Consider the following 18,400-nt stretch of genomic DNA (forward strand, 5'->3'; position numbering starts at 1 on the left):
TGTAGATAAATAATTCTTTTAGTCACTTGATAAGGCTATTTCATTGTAAATTTTCTCCAGCTTCTGCATGTTCGTCTGGCGGTTTCCCTTCTGCACCACAAAATCCTGGTTGTTTGTAATGATACCAGGCACCTTCACAAAAAATTCGTTCCTCAGATATGTCAATTCTTTTGCCAATTTTTCTGCATCACCTACAGGGAACAACAACGCGGACGTTTCATGTACGAGAATAGCCCTGTTCGCCACGATATCTGTCACTACCGGGAAAAGGCCGGCGGCCATTGCTTCCAGCAGGCTTAGGCTGGTGCCATCAGACCTGGAAGAAGAAAGATACACGTTGCACTTTTCAAACACCGCTAACTGAGCAATATTTTCTACTTGTCCGTAAAAAGTGACCTGGTTTTCCAGACCATGCATATTCACAAAATTGATAGCTGCCTGCAGCAATGGACCACCACCAATAAAGGACATCTCAAAAGGCACCTGTTTTTGCCGCAGTAATACTAATGCCCTCAGAATTGTCATATGGTCATAAACAGACTCAAAACGCCTGTTACATACCATCTTTAACACATAAGGTGCCGAATGAGCTGCGTGATGCTCCCTGAAAATATCATAATCGATACCTACATTGATATTATAAATCTTACTTTCAGCTATACCCAGTTGCAACACTTTATCATACAATTCGCCGGATACCACGTTTACTGCCGATACCCTGCCCAATATACGTTTGAGTAAAAAGCGCCATACCGGGGACTTTACACTGGCGTTTATGTCACTTCCATGTGCTGTCAACACCGTCTTTGGATGATTGATCACATAGGCAGCCAGCCCACCACTTGTTACATAATGAGCGTGAATAATATCCGGCCGAAGCTTACTGACAATCTTCCTGGCCTTAAAAGCAGCTGTGATATATTTATATTTATTTGCCTTTACATCATATTCCTTACCTGTCCATGCATTGTGTACCGGTACATTCCTTTCAGGAGAAGGGCTTAAGGCAATAAAATGCACCTCATGCCCTTTTCCTTTGAAGTAATCTATATATGGCTGAATATGGGTAAATGTACCCGCAGACAAAAAACATATCTTCATTACTGATTTCTGTATTTAAGGATTTTCGCAGGATTACCTCCTACAATTGCATAATCAGGAACACTTTTAGTCACCACAGCACCTGCTCCTATTATTGCTCCTTTACCGATCGTAACGCCAGGCAAAATGATAACCCTTGTGCCAATCCAGACATCGTCATTGATTTCCACCGGCTTCACAACTGCTTCCTTTTGCCTGTTCATGGGGATGCTCAGGTCATCATACTTATGGTTGCGGGTGAGGATAATAACCTCTGGTCCCATCATGACATTCTCTCCTATCGTCAGTGGACCTCTCACATAGGCTCTCACCCCAAGTCCTGAATTACGTCCTATAGAGATCCCCCTTCCCGAACCTACATTTGCACGACTTTCCACATTAATATTAGCACCGGCCCTATCAAGTATACCACTAGCAATGAATGCACGTATCTTCCTGATAAAAAAGAAATAACGGTTATTCGTTTCCGGCAAATAATAGGCAAAGCCGTAATAAAAGAATAAACTGATAATCCTGATCATAACTTCAATAAGTTCAGATATTTATTTAAGAAGACCGATTTGTCAAATTCAGCAGCAGCAAATGCCAGATTCTCTTTACTCATTCTGTCCTTCTCTGCCGGAGATAACGCTATTAATTTTTTAATCGCATCCGCAATAGACATCACATCACCTGGATCGAACAGAAACCCGTTGACGCCCTCTTTAATCAATCTTGGATTGTCACATACATTGCTTGCCAATACCGGCTTACCGCATGCCATCGCTTCGCAGATCACATTCGGGCATCCTTCGTAAAAGGATGGCAGGCAAACAGCATTTGCCTCATTAAAAAGGCGGGGGATTTCCCTTGAAGGTCCATCCAGAAAAATAATATTTTCCAACCCATGCTCCTTTACATACTGCTCAGCCTCAAGATATCGCGAGGTGTTCTGCGGCACACCATCTTTCAGCATCTTATTGCCATACCAATACAACTCAACTGGCAGCCCTTTCAGGGAATGAATTGCTTTAATCAGATTTTCAGGATTCTTTAGCCGCTGATAACTTGCTGCTACTACAATCTTCACCACATCTTTTGCCGGAGTTACCTCCAACGGTCTGAACTTCTCAAAATCCACTGCATTCACAATCGTATGCACCTTTTTTTTCAGCCATGGTGCATTATTTACCACATAATCAGAAAGATTATAACTATTTGTTACCACTACGTCTGCCAACCGGTGAAAATGAAACCGAATTTTATCCCTTGTTGATATCTTCCCGATCTTACCCGTGCGCTCAGACACGATCAGGCCCCACTTTCGGAAAGGAAGTGACGCCAGTTCTGAGATAAGATTTGGATTATCTAAAAAAGAAATGACAAAATCAGGTTTTGCCTGCTTTACTGCCACCAGGAAATTATATGTTCTTGAAAACAGGTTAGTCCACTTCACGGTCACCACATTAATCCCAAACTTATCAGTCACCTCTTTATAAAAATTGTCATCCAGATAAGTGATAAATTCCACCGTATGTCCACTGCTGATCAGCAACTCAGCTAATAACACAATCTGACGTTGTGCACCTCCGGAACCCAATCCGTCAATACATAAAACAACCTTCATAATTTTAATTTAATTGATGCACCGTTATGGCAGGTACTTCCCTCGGCACAGTATGCATTTTCAGGTAAGCCACCATTGAGAAATATAAAAGCCAGAACAGTTTTTCTCCCAGCAAGACAATTGCAAATGAACTAACTATCACCATCAGGCCAAAATAACAGGTCCAGGCAATATTACTCTTCCGGTGAATGCCTGATCGACTCGCCATCACAACCAGCTGCACCAATGCTGCATGAAACAGCAAAAATCCTATGATCCCTGAATTGGCCAGTAACTCAATCATATTGTTGTGCGAATACAAATTATATCCACCTAAATACACAAAGGCGCCGTAGCCCCATCCAAATATGGGTCGTTGTGTCCACATATCCCATCCCTTCACTGCCAGATTATACCTGAGCAGATCGGAATCACTATAATTTCTATTCCCGTTAAAAACATCCTGCAAATAATGGAATCGCTGAAAAGCTTCGGAGTTGTCCAACATGAAATTGGAGACAAAATAACCGGATAAGAAAACAATGAGAATAGATATAAATACCAAAGCCGTCGTATTCCTTATCACCCGTATATAAAAGATCAGATACAGAACGTTGATCAGATACATCAGCAATCCCAACTTGGAACCACTCATCATCACCCCATAAGCAGACATTACAATAAAGATCAATACAAGATTCCGCCAGAACCTCGAATACAACTTGTACCGCTGCAATAAGAACGATATACAAAAATTAATCATGAGGGCAAACAGGTTGGCGTTTCCCAGGGTACCGGAAAAACGTCCGGTCCGGCCAAATTCATCTATTGGCGGCACTAAAATGTTAAAGACAAACCCAATAAATAAACCAATGCTCACTCCTAGCAGCACCATATCGAACGTCCTGACATTGTCCACGACACGGATCAGAATGTATGACAACACATAGATCATCACAATATTAATAATCGATTCTCCCGGAAGATCATATGGCAAAAAAGCAAAAGAGATCAGACTGTACAGTGCAAAATAAAGCAGGCAACACAGACCCCAATTAAACGAACCTTTTTTGTTGGTCTGTTTCAGATGTACCGTTTGAATAAAATACTCCACCATCAGCAGACCGGCAAAGATCTTCGGAATGATCGTCAGATCCTCGTAATCAAAACAAACGATCGCTGTACAAGCATATAAGAACAATAATATATTGATACGAGTCATTACTATACTTTATCTTTTATCCAATGGCTAAACCACATTTGAAAGCACAAGATACGCCAGATCCTGTCTGCATCTGCCCTTCGCCGCTCCTTTTGAAAACGGAGGCGTAACTTTTTAATTTCCTGATAATTGAATACCCCACTTGCAGCAATTTCCTGCTCACTTAGATAATTATCACAAAACATTGCCAGCTCATTCAACAACCAGTGCTGTATGGGTACTGCAAACCCCCGCTTAGGTAAGTCAAGGAGCTCCTTCGGCAGCAGTGTATAATCTATCTCTTTCAACAGATATTTCGGAATATTATTTTTAAATTTTATTCCCGCTGGAATCCGTGCTACATATTCAAACAACCGGTGGTCCAGCAAAGGTTCTCTTCCTTCTAAGCTATGCGCCATCGTAGCCCTGTCTACCTTCACCAGAATATCATCCAGCATATAGGTCTTTACATCAGTAGACTGCATCTTTTCGATTTCGCTATTGTCAGCAGATAAACTGCCTGTGACATCAAATGCCGTATCCACTTTTTTATACGTTCCTTGCAAGAGTTTCTTCAACTCATAATTGCTAAACAACCGATAATCGATTTTCTTCAAAAAAGAAGCACTTTTATCTTTAGCATGCACAATTTCCTGTGCTCTTTCCAATATTGCATCCTTGTCATACCGTCCCTGCATCCTCCAATACCTGCGCATCAGTCCTAATCCCCAGCCAATGGGATACCGTAATGCAACCGGAGAGTTACGCAACATATTATATAGTCCTTCGCGGGAGAAATACTTTGTATATCCACCAAAGAGTTCATCTCCGCCATCTGCCGATAATGCGACTGTTACATGCGACCGTACTTTCTCGCTTAACAACATCGTAGGTATAGCAGATGAATCTGCGAATGGCTCATCATAATATATTGGCAACTGTGGAATAATCTCCAGCGCTTCCTTCTCCGTGCAGATGTATTCGTAATGTTCCGTATTCAGCAGTACCGAGACCTCCCTTGCGATCTTCGCTTCATTATAAGCCTCATTGTCGAATCCGATCGTAAATGTCTTCAGCTTATATCCAAGTTGTTTAGTCAGCAATGCTGTCACCAACGAACTGTCAATCCCCCCGCTTAAGAATATCCCTACTGGTACATCCGCCACCATACGATATTGAAATGCCGATTTTAGCAAATCAACTATTTCACTCGTGATCTCTGTCTCTGTTTTATTATAGAATTTTTCTTTATTAAAAGCAGCCAACGGCTCCCAATATGTCAGTTCCCGCACTACCATTCCCTTTTCCACATCATACTGTAGTATCTGCCCTGGCTTCACTTTCCGCACATGCGTAAAGATAGAATACGGTGTTGGAATATACCCGTATTTCAGGAATAAGGGGATCGCATCCTGGTTAATATCACTTTTAAACTCCGGGTGCTTATAAAACGCCTTGATCTCTGACGAAAACATCAGTAACTTTTCCGATTCAAAAATGAACAGTGGTTTTACACCAAACCGGTCTCTGACAAAATACACCTGTTTTTTCTTCCTGTCAAACAACACAATTGCAAACATCCCAATGAACTTTGATACCGTTTCTATACCCCATTCCTTGTACGCATACAGGATCATTTCTGTATCACTGCCGGTATTGAAAGTATACCCCAGCGTCTTCAGCTCATTCCGGATCTCATCAAAATTATATATCTCCCCGTTGAACACTACTACCAATTCTTCATCATTACTCAACATTGGTTGTTTACCTGCATCGGAAAGATCGAGTATCGCCAGCCGGCGGTGCCCCAGAAAAACACACTCTTCCTCATTTCCCCAATGACTATTACTATCAGGTCCGCGGTGTGCAAGCACCTCCAACATTTCTTTCATGACGCCGTCATTGTAAGTCAATCTTGTCTTATGAATATATCCGGCGATACCGCACATGAGTTATTTTTTTAAATCAGCTACTATGGAAAGCCCTTTGTATAAAAAGATCAGCAATTGTGTCGCAAAAGACAACCACGCTAACCCTGTTACAGAAAAATAATAAATTACCGGTACTACAAGCACCAGATTCATCACAGCAGAATAGGTCACCGCACGCAGCAATACCTTATTCATATTCTGGATGGCCAGCATGTTCGTAAAGAATGCCCCAAAAGGGTAAAGGATCACACTTAATACGAATACCCGCAACACCGCCAATACAACCGTATCTTCATGGCCTACCACTAGTTTTACGATGATGGGAGATGCAATAAATACTCCTACGCCTACTGCCGTACAAACCGATAATAATATGAAAAAAATCTTCTTTGATTCTTTAATATAAGCAGTTATGGACTCCTTATACAGCCTTGCCTGCAATGGAAAGAACACCTGCGTAAAAGGAGTAGATACATTATATAGCCCTCTGAACACCTTGTCTGCAGCTGAATATTGCCCTACGACAAACGGTGTTTTAAAATAAGCGAGCACCAGTACGTTGGTAGAAGAATATAATGTCACGAACACCCTTGATAAAAAGATCCGCCAGCTTTCGGATAAATCTGCCTTTACATCTTTCCAGGCAGGCGTAAAATACCGCAGCTTATACCTGGTATACACCGGAATCACGGCTACGATTCCTCCTGCCAGAAAACCAATCGAGTTAAAAAGGAATACAGTTCCCATTTGATCTGCCCTCTTAATAAACAAAAAGATACAGCCAGTGAAAAAGATTTTTATCGAGGCATTGATAATTGTCGCTACCTTCATTTTCCGGATCGCCTGGTAAAACCAGATCGGGAAAATAGCCTGTCCGATTACCATTGGAAAAGCCATCAAATACGCCATGAAGTGATTACGCACCTCAGATGCGCACAATCCTGATATCAATAAAACGAGAAAAGAAATGCCGATCAGTAAGCCCTTGGATGCCATAATGGTGTTGAACACTTTCGACTGCTCTTCTTCATTAGCGGCCTGTGAAATATTCTTAACACCTGTTACATTAAACCCGAAATCTACCAGTATGATAAAATATGTAAGAACAGTTTGTATCACTGTATACTCTCCAAATACACCCAAACCAAACACCCTAATGAGATATGGAAATGTTAGCAGGGGCAATATATAATTTGAGGCCTGAAAAAGCGACAAATACAAAAACTCAGAAACTAATTTTTTCAACTATTTAAAATTTACTTTCTAACTGCAATTGCTTTTCAGGTGTGATACTAAGCGCCGATAATCCGGATATGCTAAATAGAAAGAAAGATCTCCGCCGGTATCCTATTTCAGGTTGCGCCAATACCACGCCACCGCCTCATTCAGTCCTTTTTTAAAGGAATAGGCAGGCTGATAGCCCAGCAAGGTTTTTGCCTTGTCAATAGACGCCAGTGAATGTGGAATATCGCCTTTCCTGTTAGCACCATAGATCACTGAAACATCGCTGATCTTTGTATCAAAAGCGACCAACTCCTCTTTGATAGCTTCCGTCAGCTGTGTCAGCGATGTTTGTTCTCCAAATGCCACATTATACACCTGTCCCAGGGCTGCTGCATCAGGTACAAACAGCGCTTTGATATTTGCCTGCACCACATTGTCTATATAAGTAAAGTCCCTGGAAAAAGCACCATCTCCATTAATAACAGGACTTTCATGGTTAATGAACTGGGACACGAACTTAGGAATCACCGCTGCATAGGCACCATTCGGATCCTGGCGTTGTCCAAATACATTAAAGTAACGCAACCCGATCAATGACATACCATAGGTCTTTCCAAACACATCTGCATACAGCTCATTTACATACTTGGTTACCGCATAAGGCGACAAAGGCTTTCCGATCTGATCTTCTACTTTGGGCAGACCAGGATGATCCCCATACGTACTGGAACTGGCCGCATATACGAATCTTTTGCAGTTCTCATCTCTTGCAGCTACCAGCATATTCAGAAATCCTGAAACATTAATCTCATTAGTGGTTATCGGATCGTTAATGGACCGTGGTACTGAGCCCAGCGCTGCCTGGTGCAACACATAATCCATTCCCTTTACTGCGGCTTTACAATCGGCCAGGTTCCGGATATCCCCTTCCAGTAATTCGAAGGCAGGATTATCCATGAAATCGTTTAAATTCTTCCTGTGTCCGGTTAAAAAATTATCTAACACCCTTACTTTCCCTGCGCCATGTTTGAGCAGATACTCTACCAGGTTGGACCCTATAAATCCAGCGCCTCCTGTTATCAAAAAAGAATGCGCTGAAATTTGAACGGGATGATATACTGTATTGTACATGAACTGAACTATATTGAATTAAAGTCTGCCGTCTACCATTTCCTTATTCAGTACTCCTTTTACATCATAGATCACACTGGTATTTTTACACAACCCCTTAATATCGAGACCGGAGAACTGCTTATGTGCCACGGCGGAAATAACTGTGTCATAGTCACAGGTGCCATCCAGTTCCTGCACGGAATCCCAGCCATATTCATGCTTTACTTCTGCTGGGTTGGCCCATGGATCATACACCACGATATCTGTTTCGTATTCTTTCAGTGCGTTCAGAATATCAATCACACGGGTATTACGTACATCAGGACAGTTCTCCTTAAAGGTAAAGCCCAGCACTAGTATCTTCGCACCCTTTACCGGAATGCTCTTCTTCACCATCAGCTTCACTACTTCCATTGCTACATATTGTCCCATACCATCATTCAGCCGGCGACCCGCCAGAATGATTTCAGGATGATAACCCAGCTCCTGGGCTTTTTGTGCCAGGTAGTAAGGGTCTACACCTATACAGTGACCACCTACCAATCCGGGTTTAAACTTCAGGAAGTTCCACTTGGTACCGGCAGCATTCAACACATCTTCTGTATCAATGCCCATTCTGTTAAAGATCTTCGCCAGTTCATTCACGAATGCAATATTGATATCGCGTTGTGAGTTCTCGATCACCTTTGCCGCTTCTGCAACCTTGATGGAAGCTGCTTTGTAAGTACCAGCAACGATTACAGAGTTGTACAATGCATCTATTTTATCTGCTGCCTCAGGGGTAGAGCCTGAAGTCACTTTCAAGATTTTTGACACAGTATGTTCCTTATCACCAGGGTTGATACGTTCCGGAGAATAGCCTGCAAAGAAATCCACATTGAATTTCAAACCGGACACTCTTTCAAGAACGGGGATACACTCATCCTCTGTCACACCCGGGTATACTGTGGATTCATACACAACAATGTCTCCTTTCTTCAATACTTTACCAACAGTTTCGCTGGCTTTGTACAATGGGGTCAGGTCTGGTCTGTTGTGTTTATCTACTGGGGTAGGCACAGTCACAATGAAATAATTACATTCGCGGATTTCCTCTAAATTAGCTGTACAAAGTAACCCTGATGGGGCATTCAGGTCCTTTGTCAACACTGTCAGTAAATCTTTGCTAGATACTTCAAGTGTAAAATCATTTCCTGTATTTAACTCTCCGACTCTTTTTTGATTAATATCAAATCCAATGGTCGGGTATTTTTTGGCAAATTCAACCGCCAGCGGTAATCCGACATATCCCAATCCAATTACCGCTAATTTTGCGTTAGAGATCATAAAGGGTTACTATTTTACTTGATATTTATTGTTATGCTTTTTTTGATTTCTGCAATTTGGATCTCAAACCCTTAGCTGATTTGCTGTCACTGGTTTCTCCTGCATAGCCATATCCATAACCATAACCGTAACCATAACCATACCCGCTGCTACGATCCATTTTCACATCATTCACGACCAGATTGACTTTTGGCATCTTTCTCTGCAGGTATAGGTCACGGCTAATTTGCAACTGTGCTTTGAAGGTGAAGCCTTGTCTTACAATGTACAGTGTGGCATCGGCATATTTGGCCAGCAGCTGAGCATCTGTTACAAGGCCCACGGGAGCTGTATCCACAATGATATAATCGAATTCAGCACGTAAATGTGCAAACAATTTTTCCGTTTTCTCAAGCAACAATAATTCCGCCGGATTGGGTGGAATAGGTCCAGATGTGATCAGGCTACAATTTGGGTGAATATCTGAAGGACGGATCAGGTCTTCAAATGTAGTTTTACCAATAGCATATGTACTGAAGCCTGTCTGGTTATTTACACCCAGATTCACTGAGATTTTTGGCTTTCTGAGATCCATCTCCATAAGGACCACTTTTTTGCCGGACAATGCCAGAACAGCAGCCAGATTGGTCGCAATAAAAGATTTACCCTCACCGCTCATACTGGATGTCAGCAAAATAGTCTTCTCATCCCTGCCGGACAATACAAACTGCAGGTTTGTTCTGATAGCCCGGAACTGCTCTACCAATGGAATGGAAGAATTCTCTTTCTTTACCACTACCAAGTCTTTATAATCACTATGCCCAATTTCCGCAAGAATAGGCACAGGGCTATTCTCTTTAATATCGTTTTTATAGGCGATCCTGGTGCTAAGAATATCTTTCAGATATAAACACAGTGAAGGGATAGCGATACCAATCAGTAATCCGATCAAAATCACCAGCGAACGCTTAGGTTTAAATGGTATAGGCTCACTTTTTGCAGCATCGATGACCCGTGCGATTGCCATATTGGAAGACTTGGAAATTGCAGATTCCTCACGTCTCTTCAACAGGAACAGGTATAACTCCTGCTTGATTGCCTGCTGTCTGGAATAATCCAGGAAAATCCTTTCTTTTCCCGGCACCTGATGAATCTGGCTATTCAATGCGGATGAACGTGCCTGTAATTCACGAATGCTCACCTCCACACCGCGTTTATAAGTACCGAGGCTGGATTGCAAATCTGATCTTAAACCAGCGATCTGTATGTCAATGTTTTTTACCACAGGGTTCGCTTCTGTATTCGTCATCAGCAAACGCTCCCTTTCCAGTTCAAGGTTATTATATTTCTCGATCAGCGACATGAAGGTTGGATCCTGTACGATCAGGGCAGTCGGAACGATGCGGGAATTATTCTTTTCATCTTTGATATAGGATTCCAGTGATTGTATCACGCTCAGGTTCACTTCCTGCTCGGTCAGTTGCTTCGTAAAATCAGTTGTACCATTGATCAGCGCTTTAGATTGCTCTGTAATATCAGCGAGGTTGTTCTCCTGTTTAAATTGCTGAATGTCCTTTTCAACTCCGGACAATTCACTGCTTACTACCACCAGTCGGCTGTCAATAAAGGAAATTGTGCTGTCTGCGATTCTGTTTTTATCTTCCACATTGGCACGTAGGTACGCATTGATCAGGGAATTAACAATCAGCTCACCTTTAGCCGGCAATGAAGATATAAGCGACATATCGATCACGCTCACCTGTTTGTTGGGTACAGAAATCGTAAAATTCTTTTGATAATCGGCCACTGCCTTATCGATAGAGATGACCTGAATACCGTATTTATGCCCCTCTTCCAAAGGAAATTGCCATTCACGTGTTAACACGGCGGCTCCTTCAGTCAGTTTCAGCGTATCCCCCCATTTACCTTTTGTTTCTGGCATTCCCTTGCTGGAAATTTCAAACCCTTGTTCGCCTTTGGTTACAATCTGGTAATTATTGGGAATGAGTGTATCTTTCAGAGACACCCAGCGTAATTTAAATGGGACATTGAATATTTCGGCAGTTTTGATACGGCCAAATTCAGTATAGGCAACGTTGAGTTGCAGATCACGCACTACTTTTTCCATCAGGGAACGTGACTTCAATACTTCCACTTCATTATCTACGTTATCCTTATTACTGAACATGGACAACTGGGACAAGAGTTCCTGTCCGGGGAAATCACCGCCTTTCTGATCATCTTTTACAATGATCTTCGCATTTATCTTATAATCAGGATTTGCATATCTCAGATATGCCATTGCGACACCTACACCCAATACCAGAGACAAAACGAACCAATACCAGCTGGATATTACTTTATCAAGGAGATTTCTTATTACTAATTTATTATCAGCACTGTCACTTTTAAGGGCCTGACCATTTAGATGACCATTCAGATTTATATTATCGCTACTATTCATATGCTTTATATGAAAATTATACTAGAAATTAATTCTGGATATTGCAATGATCACTACTGATATTACAGAAGTCAAAATGGAAATGTTTCTTACCTGTGTCATGTCAGTCGAATTTACCTTGGCTTTGTTCGGTTCTACATAAACTACATCTCCCTGATGCAAATAGAAGTAGGGAGAAGAAAATATCTTACTGTCATTCAGGTTGAAACGTACGAAATCTTTTTTACCATTGTTATCTCTTATCAGCAGTACATTCTCTCTTTTGCCATATATGGTCAGATCACCCGCTAATCCAATCGCATCCAGTATGCTTACTTTTTCATTAGGCATAACATATGCCGATGGTCTTGCTACTTCTCCAAGTATAGTGATCTTAAAATTTGCAAAGCGGACATTTACAACCGGATCTTTATAATACTGTTCTGCAGCCTTACTGATTTCGTCTCTGACCTGGTCTGTAGATTTACCGGCTACCACTATTTTTCCGATAATGGGAAGTAAAACGTATCCATTTTTATCTACCAGATAACCGTTTGATATGGTTTGACTGGCAGTCGGAGCGCCGGGGATAGAAGCAGTGGCATTGCCACCGGACGTAAAAATTGAGTTGCCCTGGTTCAGTGCAGAATTAGTGCCAGCATCGAGCGTTTGAATGTTTACTTGCAGAATATCATCTGGCTGGATCACAGGAGTTACAAAATTGGCCAGCGCAATACTACTTTGTTTAATTGAATCAGGAATATCTTTGAAGTAGGTAATGTTTTTAGGAGTGGAACATGAAAATAAGCTAACTAAAACAATACATCCTATCCACAGATACTTAATAGGGCTATATCGCTGTATCCCTTCCTTTTTAATTAGATTCATTTATATAAAAAATTGTTTTAAGATGATGGTTCCGCCAGGCAAGTTTTTATGCCAGCAAACTTAGGATAATTTTATTTTATCTTTATCCAATTGCTCATATGTGGAATTTTTACTAATAAACTCAGGCACCAGTTGCTTCATGAGAGCCACGGTGGGTGTAATATAATGTTTATTAGCGGATTCTATCAATTGCTCAATTAATGCATTCACTTCAGCAAAATCATATTCCCGTACTTTGGCTATCATGATCTTTTCATGATAAGTACTCACAGTATTTTCCGAATTATTGAGTAGTTCCTCATACAATTTTTCTCCCGGGCGCAAACCAGTATACACAATTTGGATGTCTTTTCCGGGTTCGTGGCCGCTCATCTGGATCATTTTTCTAGCCAGGTGGGCGATTTTCACGGGCTGCCCCATGTCAAATACGAAGATTTCGCCCCCCTGCCCCATTGCACCGGCTTCCAGTACAAGCTGGCAGGCCTCGGGAATTGTCATGAAGTAACGTGTGATTTCCGGGTGTGTTACAGTAAGTGGTCCCCCTTTTTCCAGTTGCTGTTTAAAGCGGGGAATAACACTTCCATTTGAACCGAGTACATTTCCGAACCGGGTGGTAATGAACCTGATTGGCGGATGACCGTATACAGGGCCATTTTTTTTGTACTGTTTGTGCATGTGATGGTTGAAAGACTGGGTAAAGATCTCGGCGATCCTTTTGGATGCCCCCATCACATTTGTTGGGTTAACAGCTTTATCGGTAGATATGGTCACAAATTTCTCTACGCCGAAGTCTGCAGAGAGTTCAGCCAGGATCTTGGTACCCAATACGTTATTAATGACGGCTACAGAGGGGTTCTTTTCCATCATGGGCACGTGCTTGTAGGCAGCGGCGTGATAAACCATGGTAGGTTCATAAACCTCAAATAGCTGTTGCATACGATTTTTGTCACATACGTCTGCAATAAAAGACACAATTGCTACGTTGTTGGTAATCATGTCCTGGAGTTCCAGTTCCAATTCATGCAGGGGTGATTCAGCTTTATCGCAAAGAATCAGCACGGAAGGTTCCAGTTTTACGAGCTGGCGAACCAGTTCACTGCCAATAGATCCGGCAGCACCTGTAACCAGGATAGATTTCTTTTTGGCTTCTTTTCTCACCTGCTCATTATTGATTTTGATCACTGAGCGGTCCAAAAGGTCTTCGATTTTAATATCCTGTAATTGTTTGGAGTTCCATCCGGATGTAATCCACCTATTTACGGGTAAAACTTTCTGCACTTTGAGATTCAGGGAGAGGCAATGATCTACCAGATTATTCAATAACTGGGAGTCCATAGTTTCTTCGGCGATAATTAATAGCTTAATTTTCTCCTGGGAGACCAGTTTTTCTAAAGATGCTCTGTTTGTGGCATAGATGGGCAATCCTTCCAGTCGCTTTCCGGCGCGTGTCAGTGTATCGTCGAGGAAGCCACATATCCGGATACTGCCGCTGGCGTCTTCGCTGATGGCTTTGCGAACCATGAGGCCGGAGTAGCCGGCGTTATAGATAACTGCTTTAGTTTTATTGATAGTTCCGTAACGGGCATAATAATTAAATGCCCATTTCACGAATAACCTGTAGGATAAAAGGAGGGAAATACTAATAAAAAAGTTAATGAGAATAATGGACAATGGAAACATGATACCAGTGCCGTAAGATACAGCAGCATAGTTCACAGAAAAGTAGATTAAACTTCCAAACACTCCCATCCCTGATATTCTGCCTACGTCAGACATGCTCGTATAACGTACAATGCCTGTGTAAGTACGAAATATCAGTGACGATAACAGATTCGTACATAGCACCACCACCATAATATCTTTAAGGGGGAAGTGGCTAAAATCTTCGAGGTTAAAGTTGAACCTAAGCAGAAAAGCCAGGCTCATTGCAACAATAGAACACCCGAGGTCTAATAATAATATCAACCAAGACGGGGTTATCCAAGATCTCTTAGTCATTGAATTAATAGATAAGGTTAAAACTGTATCAGTGATTCATAATTGTCCCAATCATTAATACTTACCCTTATAATTTATTTATGTCCTGCGATATAAACAGCGTGCAAAATAAATATATAATATTAATTTTTGCGAAAAGAATAAGTAATAATAATTAGATGTTTTTTTTATTTATATGTTATTGTCTGATAAATTAATTAAAATAATATGTAAATCAATTAAAGTAAGCATGTTATAATAAACTCCTGTTACTCGGCCCCAAAAGATTTAAATTGGAAATAAATTAACTTATTGAAAAAATACGTATTTATACGTACCGCATTTCCAGTCAGTTTCAGGTGGCATTCACCATTTACCTGCTCAGCACATTTTAAATGCTTCTGCAGGCAGCAATTAAGATTTTGATACAATTAGCTCAATCTTTCACATGGCTTAAACAGCCGTTTGGAGATTAGATGAACTCTAAAGACAATTGTTTTAGATAATTTTAAAACAATAAAAGATAAAATTGCCATTCACCACAATTATCGACAGATTCACTATTCGAGCAAACACTATACCAATTCAAGTAGCTTGTAAATATTTTACCTAAGTTGGATAACAATATTTAAAGAAGATTGTTGTCATACAATCTGAAAACAACTTATTGAAGTAGTAATGAATCTCAGATATTTCTCATATCTGTAATCCAAATTTCCGGGGTATTTGGGGAAAAAAGGGTTATTCACCATTCCGATGCCATACGTAAGATTTTTTGAAGCATTTGTAACAGATGTATCGTCTGAGAGGGAAAACTCCCAGGATATATTTGACGATGAAACCTCTGGGCACTCTGTCTTCGAGTGTTCCGCTTTTACACCGTGGACAACGATGCACTTTTTTGGTGGCAGCAGCTTGGGGTATTGCCGCCTCGTGATTGTGATTCATAGTTTAATTGGTAAGTTGTGTACATATAACCTGCGAGGCTATAACAAAAAACGACGACATCCGCTCTAAGGATTGCTTTCACATCAGATGGTTAAAATTCTTAAGGAGGGAAAAAAGTCAATATAGACCAAAATATTTGTAACCCAAAATTAATACAATCGATGATATAAAAACAATAATGATTTGTTAATACGCCTTAATCAATGGTTACAACACCTATTACGTCTACATATACACGAAGAGCATAAGAATTATTGGTTTAATTCTCAAAAATATGCATTTTCTTTTTTTTGTCCTGTCTATAGATTCTGCTGGCTAATAGGCCAATATTAGAACAATAATTATGCAAATTATGTTCGGTCTGATATATTAATTATATCGCCATATCATAGATAGAATATGAAGTAAGTTTTAGTATTTTGGGGGTATGAAAGGGCTGAAACTTGATACCAGTAGTAAAATTCCCGTTTATCAGCAGATAGTACATTCTATTATGGCGGCCGTTAGGGATGGCATATTGAAGCGCGACCAGCAGATCCCTTCTATAAATGAGTTGAGTGAAGAATATCTGTTATCACGCGGAACTGTAGAGAAAGCGTACAATGAATTGAGAGATAAGAAAGTAATTATATCAGTAAAAGGCAAAGGGTACTTTATTAATCGTACTGATGTAACTACGCCATTGCGGGTATTGCTCTTATTTAATAAAATCAGCAATTATAAGAAACAACTTTATAATGCATTTGTACAGGCATTGGGGGATAATGTATTTGTAGATCTACACATTCATCACCATAGTGTGACCTTGTTTGAGAACCTGATGAATAACCGGATTGGGGATTATGACTATTATGTAATCATGCCTCATTTTTATGAGCAACCGGAGAAGGTGCTGGAGATTATACAGCGGGTACCGGCAGATCAACTGATCTTATTGGATAGGGATCTGCCCGGCCTGAAGGGGAAATACGGGATAGTATATCAAAATTTTGAAAAGGATATATATGCTTCATTAACAGATGCATTGCAGCAGTTGAAGAAGTATGACCGGTTGGTTTATGTGAATCCGGGAATGACACCGTACCCGGAGGAGATTAAAATGGGGTTCCAGTATTTCTGCAGGATGAATGATTTTAATTATTCGGTGATAGAGGGTGTGGAGATGGATGCGCCGGTAATAAAAGGACAGGCATATGTGATTATTGAGGAAACGGACCTGGTCAATCTGGTGAAAATTTGCCGCAATCAGGGGTTGGTAGTTGGGAAGGACGTGGGGATTGTAAGTTATAATGAGACGCTGTTGAAGGAGGTGTTATTAGATGGTATAACAGTTATTTCGACGGATCACGATGAGATGGGGAAGATAGCCGCCAGGATGATCTTAGGCAAAAAAATGGAGGTAGTAAAAAATGAGTTCAGGTTGATCATGAGGGGAAGTTTGTAGAGGGAAATTCCCTCTATTCCATGTACTCTCCTAATTGAGTAGCGGTACTATCCCCGGAAGTTTTCAATGATTCAATTATTCTTTTTCTTTCTTCGTCGGTTTTATTCTGACTGAGTTTCTTCTTTCCCTGCAATGTAGTAACGATTATTTCAAAGGCCACAATTCCATTCGCCATTTTGTGTTTGAAAGTCTCCGGTAGTTCGTTCCACTGCACCATATACGCCGGTTCATAATCTTTAATAGCACCTTCCAGCAGTGTCATGACCGCCTCCTGATCCGAAATGATATTCGCCTTTCCATAAGCATGCACAGCTAAATAATTCCAGGTAGGGACTGACAGCAGGCTGTCGTAATGAGACGGAGAAATATAGGCGTGCGGCTCGGAGAAAATAACTAAATTTTGTTGGTCAGTAATTGCCTGCCATTGCTTGTTGGCTTTGGCAATATGCGCAGTAAGGATGAGCTGCGTACCCCTCATCTCCGCATGAAAAGGCAGGTGTGTAGCAACGGGTACCCCTTCAATATTCGTAATAATAGTTCCAAAGCTGTACCGCTGAATGAAGGACAGGATTTCAGCGGGGTTATCCATTAAATTGTCGTGTGGTATATACATAATGCAAAGGTCGGCTATTCCGGTTGCTTTGGAAGGGGCCAGCAGGGAAATAACCAATAGTCCAGAGAATATTTACTTTTGCACAATTATGACCTTGACTGCAATCATACAACGGATTCATCCCATCCCCCCGGAGGCGGTGGAAAAATTACTGGCCATTGCGGATGTGGTGTCTTTTCCTAAATATCACCTGCTGTTCAGGGCGGATAGAATAGATCATAATTTGTATTTTATTAAGAAAGGGATAGTGCGGGCTTTTACAGAAAAAGAAGATACGAATATTACTTTCTGGTTTGGTATGGAAGGTGATCCGGTAGTGTCTATGAAAAGCTATGTGAGTAAGGAAAAAAGTTATGAAGATGTCGAGTTACTGGAAGATAGTGAATTGTATCATTTTGATGGGTCTTTATTGGAAACACTTTATCACCAGGACATTCATATTGCCAACTGGGGTAGGAAACTGGCTGAGATTGAGCTGGCCAGAACAGAAGTAAGACTGATAGCAAGACAGTTCAGAACGGCGGCGGAAAGGTATGGGGATTTAATGCAGGATACACCGGAATTGCTGAGAAGGGTGTCGTTGGGGCATATAGCTTCGTATTTGGGGATTACGCAGGTGAGTTTGAG

14 protein-coding genes are annotated in these 18,400 nt (G+C 41.1%); 2 read left to right on the forward strand and 12 right to left on the reverse strand.

Going from position 1 to position 18,400, the window contains the following annotated elements:
* Positions 1-18: 18 nt before the first annotated feature.
* From ABDW16_RS21740 to ABDW16_RS21790, 11 genes are all read right to left on the reverse strand, one after another.
* A complete protein-coding gene (locus ABDW16_RS21740; protein ID WP_343672659.1) occupies positions 19-1,101 on the reverse strand; it encodes a glycosyltransferase in 1,083 nt (360 codons plus the stop codon).
* The gene (locus ABDW16_RS21745; protein WP_343672660.1) at positions 1,101-1,622 is read right to left on the reverse strand and encodes an acyltransferase; all 522 of its coding nucleotides are present in this window, start codon (positions 1,620-1,622) and stop codon (positions 1,101-1,103) included. The genes ABDW16_RS21740 and ABDW16_RS21745 overlap by 1 nt, the downstream gene beginning before the upstream one ends.
* Positions 1,619-2,707 carry a glycosyltransferase family 4 protein gene (locus tag ABDW16_RS21750; protein ID WP_343672662.1) on the reverse strand — a complete coding sequence of 363 codons (1,089 nt, stop codon included), beginning with the start codon at positions 2,705-2,707 and terminating at the stop codon, positions 1,619-1,621. Before ABDW16_RS21750 ends, ABDW16_RS21745 begins: the two co-directional genes overlap by 4 nt.
* Positions 2,708-2,711: 4 nt before the next feature.
* Positions 2,712-3,908, reverse strand: coding sequence for an O-antigen ligase family protein (locus ABDW16_RS21755; protein ID WP_343672664.1), 1,197 nt, complete (start codon positions 3,906-3,908; stop codon positions 2,712-2,714).
* A 2-nt stretch (positions 3,909-3,910) separates the two neighbouring features.
* Positions 3,911-5,836: an asparagine synthase (glutamine-hydrolyzing) gene (gene asnB, locus ABDW16_RS21760; RefSeq protein WP_343672666.1), complete on the reverse strand. Its 1,926-nt coding sequence runs from the start codon at positions 5,834-5,836 to the stop codon at positions 3,911-3,913.
* Between the two features lie 3 nt (positions 5,837-5,839).
* Positions 5,840-7,063: an oligosaccharide flippase family protein gene (locus tag ABDW16_RS21765; protein ID WP_343672668.1), complete on the reverse strand. Its 1,224-nt coding sequence runs from the start codon at positions 7,061-7,063 to the stop codon at positions 5,840-5,842.
* Between the two features lie 102 nt (positions 7,064-7,165).
* Positions 7,166-8,173 carry an SDR family oxidoreductase gene (locus ABDW16_RS21770; protein ID WP_343672670.1) on the reverse strand — a complete coding sequence of 336 codons (1,008 nt, stop codon included), beginning with the start codon at positions 8,171-8,173 and terminating at the stop codon, positions 7,166-7,168.
* Positions 8,174-8,191: 18 nt separating this feature from the next.
* On the reverse strand, positions 8,192-9,481 hold the full coding sequence (locus ABDW16_RS21775; RefSeq protein ID WP_343672671.1) for a nucleotide sugar dehydrogenase: 1,290 nt from the start codon (positions 9,479-9,481) through the stop codon (positions 8,192-8,194).
* A 31-nt stretch (positions 9,482-9,512) separates the two neighbouring features.
* On the reverse strand, positions 9,513-11,924 hold the full coding sequence (locus ABDW16_RS21780) for a polysaccharide biosynthesis tyrosine autokinase (protein WP_343672673.1): 2,412 nt from the start codon (positions 11,922-11,924) through the stop codon (positions 9,513-9,515).
* A 21-nt stretch (positions 11,925-11,945) separates the two neighbouring features.
* Positions 11,946-12,791, reverse strand: coding sequence for a polysaccharide biosynthesis/export family protein (locus ABDW16_RS21785; protein WP_343672675.1), 846 nt, complete (start codon positions 12,789-12,791; stop codon positions 11,946-11,948).
* A 60-nt stretch (positions 12,792-12,851) separates the two neighbouring features.
* Positions 12,852-14,756: a nucleoside-diphosphate sugar epimerase/dehydratase gene (locus ABDW16_RS21790; protein ID WP_343672677.1), complete on the reverse strand. Its 1,905-nt coding sequence runs from the start codon at positions 14,754-14,756 to the stop codon at positions 12,852-12,854.
* Between the two features lie 1,387 nt (positions 14,757-16,143).
* Between ABDW16_RS21790 and ABDW16_RS21795 the strand changes: the two genes are divergently transcribed.
* The gene (locus ABDW16_RS21795; protein ID WP_343672678.1) at positions 16,144-17,160 is read left to right on the forward strand and encodes a GntR family transcriptional regulator; all 1,017 of its coding nucleotides are present in this window, start codon (positions 16,144-16,146) and stop codon (positions 17,158-17,160) included.
* 13 nt (positions 17,161-17,173) lie between these two features.
* Here the strand turns inward: ABDW16_RS21795 and ABDW16_RS21800 are convergent, their stop codons facing one another.
* On the reverse strand, positions 17,174-17,773 hold the full coding sequence (locus ABDW16_RS21800; protein WP_343672680.1) for an FMN-binding negative transcriptional regulator: 600 nt from the start codon (positions 17,771-17,773) through the stop codon (positions 17,174-17,176).
* An 88-nt stretch (positions 17,774-17,861) separates the two neighbouring features.
* On the opposite strand from ABDW16_RS21800, the gene ABDW16_RS21805 reads away from it, so the two are divergent.
* The coding region (locus tag ABDW16_RS21805; protein WP_343672681.1) for a Crp/Fnr family transcriptional regulator at positions 17,862-18,400 on the forward strand (539 nt) is incomplete at its 3' end.

It is taken from the genome of Chitinophaga sp. (genome assembly GCF_039596135.1).
Lineage (GTDB): Bacteria > Bacteroidota > Bacteroidia > Chitinophagales > Chitinophagaceae > Chitinophaga.

Coding starts and splice junctions, on each gene's coding strand:
- ABDW16_RS21795 (WP_343672678.1), top strand. CDS start 16,144: ATGAAAGGGCTGAAACTTGATACCAGTAGTAAAATTCCCGTTTATCAG.
- ABDW16_RS21780 (WP_343672673.1), bottom strand. CDS start 11,924: ATGAATAGTAGCGATAATATAAATCTGAATGGTCATCTAAATGGTCAG.
- ABDW16_RS21755 (WP_343672664.1), bottom strand. CDS start 3,908: ATGACTCGTATCAATATATTATTGTTCTTATATGCTTGTACAGCGATC.
- ABDW16_RS21745 (WP_343672660.1), bottom strand. CDS start 1,622: ATGATCAGGATTATCAGTTTATTCTTTTATTACGGCTTTGCCTATTAT.
- ABDW16_RS21785 (WP_343672675.1), bottom strand. CDS start 12,791: ATGAATCTAATTAAAAAGGAAGGGATACAGCGATATAGCCCTATTAAG.
- ABDW16_RS21750 (WP_343672662.1), bottom strand. CDS start 2,707: ATGAAGGTTGTTTTATGTATTGACGGATTGGGTTCCGGAGGTGCACAA.
- ABDW16_RS21770 (WP_343672670.1), bottom strand. CDS start 8,173: ATGTACAATACAGTATATCATCCCGTTCAAATTTCAGCGCATTCTTTT.
- asnB (WP_343672666.1), bottom strand. CDS start 5,836: ATGTGCGGTATCGCCGGATATATTCATAAGACAAGATTGACTTACAAT.
- ABDW16_RS21740 (WP_343672659.1), bottom strand. CDS start 1,101: ATGAAGATATGTTTTTTGTCTGCGGGTACATTTACCCATATTCAGCCA.
- ABDW16_RS21775 (WP_343672671.1), bottom strand. CDS start 9,481: ATGATCTCTAACGCAAAATTAGCGGTAATTGGATTGGGATATGTCGGA.
- ABDW16_RS21800 (WP_343672680.1), bottom strand. CDS start 17,773: ATGTATATACCACACGACAATTTAATGGATAACCCCGCTGAAATCCTG.